This is a genomic window from Stenotrophomonas thermophila (assembly GCF_001499715.1).
GTDB classification, from domain to species: Bacteria; Pseudomonadota; Gammaproteobacteria; order Xanthomonadales; family Xanthomonadaceae; genus Stenotrophomonas; species Stenotrophomonas hibiscicola.
In genome coordinates, this window is sequence record NZ_CVIW01000049.1 from 1 (window position 1) to 5887 (window position 5887).

Annotated in this window: 6 protein-coding genes; 1 reads left to right on the plus strand and 5 read right to left on the minus strand. The window is 67.0% G+C overall.

Features of this window, described 5'->3' with window-relative positions; all coding sequences use genetic code 11:
* Nucleotides 1-97: 97 nt before the first annotated feature.
* A complete protein-coding gene (locus BN1263_RS16775; RefSeq protein WP_058982754.1) occupies nt 98-922 on the minus strand; it encodes an alpha/beta fold hydrolase in 825 nt (274 codons plus the stop codon).
* A gap of 186 nt (nt 923-1108) precedes the next feature.
* Here BN1263_RS16775 and BN1263_RS16780 point away from each other — a divergent pair, with 186 nt between their 5' ends.
* Complete coding sequence (locus tag BN1263_RS16780) at nt 1109-1495, plus strand: hypothetical protein (protein WP_058982756.1); 387 nt, start codon at nt 1109-1111, stop codon at nt 1493-1495.
* Between the two features lie 69 nt (nt 1496-1564).
* On the opposite strand, the gene BN1263_RS16785 is transcribed toward BN1263_RS16780, so the two are convergent.
* The 4 genes from BN1263_RS16785 to BN1263_RS16800 all read right to left on the minus strand — a co-directional run bounded on the left by BN1263_RS16785 (nt 1565) and on the right by BN1263_RS16800 (nt 5885).
* Nucleotides 1565-2278 (minus strand): DUF2968 domain-containing protein, encoded by a 714-nt coding sequence (locus BN1263_RS16785; protein ID WP_019659968.1) that lies wholly within the window; start codon nt 2276-2278, stop codon nt 1565-1567.
* A 99-nt stretch (nt 2279-2377) separates the two neighbouring features.
* Nucleotides 2378-4531 (minus strand): TadG family pilus assembly protein, encoded by a 2154-nt coding sequence (locus BN1263_RS16790; RefSeq protein ID WP_058982758.1) that lies wholly within the window; start codon nt 4529-4531, stop codon nt 2378-2380.
* Nucleotides 4532-4539: 8 nt separating this feature from the next.
* Nucleotides 4540-4998: a DUF3613 domain-containing protein gene (locus BN1263_RS16795; protein ID WP_019659966.1), complete on the minus strand. Its 459-nt coding sequence runs from the start codon at nt 4996-4998 to the stop codon at nt 4540-4542.
* Nucleotides 4995-5885 carry a tetratricopeptide repeat protein gene (locus BN1263_RS16800; protein WP_058982759.1) on the minus strand — a complete coding sequence of 297 codons (891 nt, stop codon included), beginning with the start codon at nt 5883-5885 and terminating at the stop codon, nt 4995-4997. The genes BN1263_RS16795 and BN1263_RS16800 overlap by 4 nt, the downstream gene beginning before the upstream one ends.
* Nucleotides 5886-5887: the final 2 nt, after the last annotated feature.

Here is a 5887-nt window from a genome sequence, read left to right on the forward strand (position 1 = left end):
GGCCGGCTGCGCGTGATCACGACGGGTGATGGGGTTGCCGGCCAGCGGCCGGCACTACCGAAGGAGCGGCGGCGCCCTGGGGCGCCACCGCGGGACATCATTTGCGCGCGAACGCGAGCAGGTCGGCATTGAACTGGTCGGCGTGGGTGATGGTCAGGCCATGCGGCGCACCGGCGTACACCTTCAGCTCGGCATCCTTGATGATCTGCGAGGACAGCTTCGCCGAGGCATCGAACGGCACGATCTGGTCGTCATCGCCGTGTACCACCAGCGCCGGCACGTCGATCTTCTTCAGGTCTTCGGTGTAGTCCACTTCCGAGAATTCGTGCACGCAGTCGTACTGGCCCTTGACGCCACCGAGCATGCCCTGCAGCCAGAACGCATCACGCATGCCCTGGGTGACGGTATTGCCATCGCGGTTGGCACCGAAGAACGGTGTGGTCAGGTCCTTGAAGAACTGCGAGCGGTCACCGCCCGTGCCCTTGCGGATGCCGTCGAACACCTCCAGCGGCGTGCCGGCCGGGTTGGCATCGGTCTTCAGCATCAGCGGTGGCACCGCGCCGACCAGGACCACCTTGGCCACGCGCTTGCTGCCGTGGCGGCCGACGTAGTGGGCCACTTCGCCGCCGCCGGTGGAATGGCCGACCAGGATCGCTTCCTTCAGGTCCAGCGTCTCGATCACTGCAGCCAGGTCATCGGCGTAGGTGTCCATGTTGTTGCCGTCCCAGGTCTGACTGGAGCGGCCGTGGCTGCGACGGTCATGGGCGACCACGCGGAAGCCGTTCTGGCCCATGAACAGCATCTGCGGATCCCAGGCATCGGACGACAGCGGCCAGCCGTGGGCGAAGACGATCGGCTGGCCGGTACCCCAATCCTTGTAGAAGATGCGGGCGCCGTCGGCGACGGTGATGAAGTTGCTCATTGTGGTTTCCTTGGCGGAAGGGAGGGACGGCCGCGGCGTGGATGCCGGAGCCTCCGGCAGTACAGCGCAGCGCCAGAGCGGCGACTTGCACGGCTGTGCTGGATTGCCCCTGATGTGACGCATATCGCTCTGGCACGAAGCCGTTCCGGCATTGACGATGGCGGCTGCCCTGTCGAGGAGCCTGCAATGTCGAATGCGTTCTGGAGCCTGTGGGTGTGCCTGCTGCTGACCACGGCGGCGCACGCCCGGACCAACGTCTACAAATGCGTGGACGGGCCGCATCCTGTCTACCAGCAGACGCCGTGCCAAGGGCGTGCGGAATGGCGCTGGGAGGTGCCGCCGGAGCCGCCTTCGACAGGTGCGACCGTGGCCAAGCCAGCGAGCCCGGCCTCAAGCCGCCCGCGTGTGGTACGGCAGGCGCGTGCACGGGCTGCACTGATATCGATCAGCGCGGATCCTGCCGCCTGTGAGCGCGCGCGGCAGCAACGCGCAAAGGTGCTGGCCAATGGCAAGCGCATGGACTTCGTGCAGCGCCGGCAACTGGACGATGCCGTGCATGAGGCGTGTCGCTGAAACGAAATGGTGCTGGAAACGACAACGGCGCCCGCAGGCGCCGTTGGACAGGATGCGAGGTGCTGGACCTCAGCGACCGTCGCTGGCCGTCGCCGGTGCCGGCGAGGGCACGCTGTCCGGCTTGGGCAGGCTCAGCTCCGGGTTGCCCTGTTCGGCCTGCAGGATCTGGATGCGGCGCTGCAGGGCGTCCAGCTGGCTGTTCGTGCTCTGCACGTCGCTGCTCAGGCTGACTGCCTGCTGCTGGGCCTGCTGCAGGGCCGCGCTGACCTGGGCCGACTGCGCCTGCTGCTGTTCCATTTCCTGCTGCAGGGTGCGCAGGCGTTCCTCGTTGTAGGCCACCAGGCGCTCGGTATAGCGCTTGCCGGCTTCCAGGCGGGTGGTGTCGATGTAGACCTGGGCAAGCTGCTCGGACTGTTGCGCGAAGGTGCGGTAGACACGCTCGGCGTTGTCGACGGCGTCAGTCTTGATCACCCGCCAGAAATTCTTCTCCTGGAACAGGGCGACGTAGTAGGTCAGGGTGTTGGCGTTGAACAGCAGGCTGGCGCCGTAATTGCCGTTGTAGGTGGTGCGCAGCTCGGTCAGCTGGCGGGCATCCATCAGCTGCTTGAGCTCGTCAACGGTATTGCGCACCACCGGTGCGCTACGAGCGGCCGGCTCTGCGGCAGCTTCGCGGTCGCCACGGGCAGCCATCGCCGCTGGTGCCACCAGCATCATGCTCACGGCCAGCAGTGCCGCGCCGTACGCGCGCCGGGCGAAGACCGCGCCCCCTGAAGTTTCTCGCATGTCTAGACCATCCACGGATGAGTGTGGGTTGAGATGAAAGTGGTTCCCCGCCGGGAGTCTAGCATGTGCGCGGGCGCCGCCAAGGGCGCCCGTCACGGGTCAGTAGACCAGCTGTGCGGCGCTGCACTGGATCGACTGCACGTTGACGTCGGTGCGACCCAGTTCCAGGCCCAGCACGCTGGCCAGCAGGTTGGTCAGCAAGGTGCCGACGCTGTTGAGGACCGGGCGCAAGGCGGACAGGATCGGCTTCAGCAGCGTGCACAGCAGGCCGCTGCAGCTGACCGTGCCATCGGGGTTGGTGACGCCGGCGCCGCCGGTGCCGTCAAGGAACCCGGCCGGCGCGGTCTGTATGTACGAGGCCAGGTTGTTGCGCACGCAGCCGTTGTAGTCGATCAGGTTGCCCAGCAGGCTGTCGCAGCGGTTGATCAGCAGGCCGCCCACCAGCGAGCCGAGCAGTCCATCGAGCACGCCCAGTCCTTGACCGGTGACCGTCACCTTGAACGCATCCCAGACCGGACCGTCCTTGTGGCAGGTGGACAGGTTCAGCAGGCCACAGGCGTAGGGCAGGCCTCCGGGTACGGTCCAGCTGTTGAGCGGGGCCAGTTGCCGGCTGGCGTCGCCATCGCGCAGCAGTGGAATCAACTTGTCCACCTCATACCGGGTGTTCGGCGGGAAGGTGGCCTGCAGGTAACGGTCGGCCAGGGCCTTGGCCGTGTCGTTGGCACTCATGCCCTGCTTGGGTGAACTGAGCATGCCCGACAGCACGCGCAGCAGCTCATTGACAAGGTCGGATACTGCGTTGCCGAGAGCAAGTGGATTGATGCGCGTCGAGCCGGTTTCGCCAGCGGCCAGGGTGAGGTTCTGCGAGCTGGTCAGGGCCGGCAGCGTGATCTTGTCGTTGATCAGGGGTTGTCCGAGCAGTTTCAGCAGCTGTTCGTTGTTCAGCGTCGCGTCGCAGACATTGTTCTTCGAGAAACGCTGCGATGGATCGACGTTGCCGACGCAGGCCCGCAGGACCGACGAATCCACCTGGATGGTGGCTCTGGGTGGATTGGCGCCACACTGGATTCCGGTCAGCGTTCCCATTCCGTTGGCGACATCGACATGCAGCGGCAGGTGCAGGCGCGTGCCCAGCAGGTTCAGAAGTGGCCCCAGTGCGAACAGGTTGTTGCTGTCCACGTCTGCCACCAGCCTTACCTGCGCGTTGTAGGCGCGGCTGCCGACACCGCCGATGGCGATCGATGGCGGCTCGACCACGCCGGCCTGGATCTTGATGCCCAGCAGGTCCAGCCCCTTGACCGCCACGCCGTTGCCATCGTTGGCGATGGAGATCGCAGTGTTGATCAGGTTGAGCACGTTGATCTGTGACTCCAGTGCACTGCCGACCGTGCCGTCGGGCGAGACGACTTCGGCGAACAGGCCGCCGCCGCCGGACTGGCTGCCCAGCACGATGTTGAGCTTGTTGATGTCCAGCTGGGTGGCAACCAGGTCGGACAGGGCGCGCAGCTGCACGCCCACCGTGGAGTCGCGGCCGACCACGGTGGCGGTGGCGTCGACCAGCTGCGCCAGCGAAACCTTGTTGACCGACAGAAGCCGGTTGAAGTCAGCCACGCTGAGGTTGGCGCTCACCGGGATGTCGAGGGCCTTCAACAGACCCGAAGGCGTGACGTTGGCCTGCGCCAGGCCGTCATAGGACAGCACGGTGGCGTTGGTGACATCCAGGCCGACCAGGCGCAGGGTTGACAGCAGCACCGAGTCGCCGTTGGCACGCAGCAGCTGTGAACCCACCGCAAACACGGCCGTCGGTTCGGAACGTCGGGCCACGGCCTCCACGCTGACGGTGGGCAGGGTGGTGTTCTGCCCGAAGAACGGCAGCACGCTGCGCTGCGCGACGACCTGCACGGCGTTGCGCGGGTTGCTGGCATCGATGGTGGTGACGAAGCGGTTGGCGGTGGTGCGGTTGGCGCTCCAGTTGCCGCAGCGGATCTGCAGGCTCCCTTCGAATGTGTTCTGGGTGAGTGCGCTGTGCCGCGCAGCGCTGTTATCGCTGTTGTCCGAGGTGCACAGCTCCAGTCGTTGCGCTCCGGCCAGTGCGGCCAGATCAGCAACTTTCTGCGCATCGCGCTTGGCCCAGAACAGGTAGCCGATTTCGATCAGGCCCAGCATCGCCAGCAACGCCAGCATGACCAGCATCATGGTGATCGACATGCCGCCCCGTGCGCGGCTGAAACTGAACTGGCGTGGGCGTTTCATGGCCTACCTCAGCGTCCGGATGAGGATGATCCCTTGGACTTGGCGACATCGGTCTCAAAAAAGTCCGGGATCTCGTGTTCGAAGCTCTTCATGTAGCGTGCGTAGCTCAGCGTCGCCTGGTCGCCGAGGATCGGCAGGTGCTGCCCGGCCTGCTGTCCGGACGCCTGCAGGCGGAACAGGTTGCGCGCGGTATCACCGATCTGGCTGCGGCCGGGTCGCGCGGTTGCAGCGTTGCCGTCGGTGATGTCCACTGCAGCAGGCGCCGCCTGCGGCACTGGTGCGGGCCGGGCCGCCAGGTCCACGGCGGGCAATGACTCGGACTGCAGCGGCTGCGCAGCCGGCGCTGCCGGTGTGCTGCGGCCAAGCATCTGTCCGGTGAGCGGCTGTTGCTGCGCCTGCACTGCGGCGGCCGGCAGCAGGCAGATCAGAGCGGGCAGCAGGCGTCGGGCCAGGGGCGTCGCGGTCATGGTGTGTTTCCGTTCGGGTGGTCGTTGGCGCTGAAGCGTTCCAGCATCGAGGGCGGCAGGCGCTGTGGATCGCGTTCGTCGCGGCTGTCGCGGCGCGGTTCCGCCGCCAGTCGCGTGACGCCGCGCGGGTTGTTGGTGGCGTCGCTGTCGACAGCGCGCACAGGGGGCGGCACGACCGCCGCAGCAGCCGCTGCGGCCTGGCGCTGCTGCAGGCGGGCCCGGATCTGCGCCGCCTGCTGCTGGATGCTGAGCCGGGTGTCCTTGTTGAGGTTGGCCTGCTGGGCGAGGCGCTCGGCGGTGGCGGTGTCGCCACGCAGCACCGCCCACAGGGCGAGGTTGGCGGTGGCCTTGGCATTGCCTGGGGACAGTTCCAGGGCCTTGGCCAAGGGTTCGCGCGCGCGCTCGAACTGCCCGGCGCGCAGCCTCGCATAGCCCAGATCGCCGAGATAGCTGGTATTCAACGGTTGCAGTTGGGTTGCCCGCGCCAGCGCCTGCTCGCTGCCGGCGTCGTCGTCGCGGCGCGCGGCGATCAGGCCGAGCCCATGCGCGGCTGCGGCGGCCTGGGGGCCGCTGGAAAGCGCGCGGTACAGTGCGATCGCGGCATCGGCCTGGCCGGTCTCTCGCAGCGCATCGGCCTGCAGCAGCCGCAATGCCGGCGGGTCGCCGTAACGCTGGCGGAAGGCGTCGACGTGAGCGAGCGAGGCATACCACGCGCCTTGCTGCTGCATGCGCTCGATCAATTCCAGGTACGCATTGCGGCTGTCCTGCGGTGCCGGTTCGGGCGCAGCCAGGCTGGGCGCGCGCAGGTACTTCGGCGTGGTCGACCCACAACCACTGGTGATGGCGGCGAGGGCAAGCAGCAGGCAGGAGGTGCGCAGGGCAGGCATCA

What these genes read in the sequence shown, in the direction of transcription:
- BN1263_RS16775 (WP_058982754.1), bottom strand. Translation starts at nt 922, where the DNA reads ATGAGCAACTTCATCACCGTCGCCGACGGCGCCCGCATCTTCTACAAG.
- BN1263_RS16780 (WP_058982756.1), top strand. Translation starts at nt 1,109, where the DNA reads ATGTCGAATGCGTTCTGGAGCCTGTGGGTGTGCCTGCTGCTGACCACG.
- BN1263_RS16785 (WP_019659968.1), bottom strand. Translation starts at nt 2,278, where the DNA reads ATGCGAGAAACTTCAGGGGGCGCGGTCTTCGCCCGGCGCGCGTACGGC.
- BN1263_RS16790 (WP_058982758.1), bottom strand. Translation starts at nt 4,531, where the DNA reads ATGAAACGCCCACGCCAGTTCAGTTTCAGCCGCGCACGGGGCGGCATG.
- BN1263_RS16795 (WP_019659966.1), bottom strand. Translation starts at nt 4,998, where the DNA reads ATGACCGCGACGCCCCTGGCCCGACGCCTGCTGCCCGCTCTGATCTGC.
- BN1263_RS16800 (WP_058982759.1), bottom strand. Translation starts at nt 5,885, where the DNA reads ATGCCTGCCCTGCGCACCTCCTGCCTGCTGCTTGCCCTCGCCGCCATC.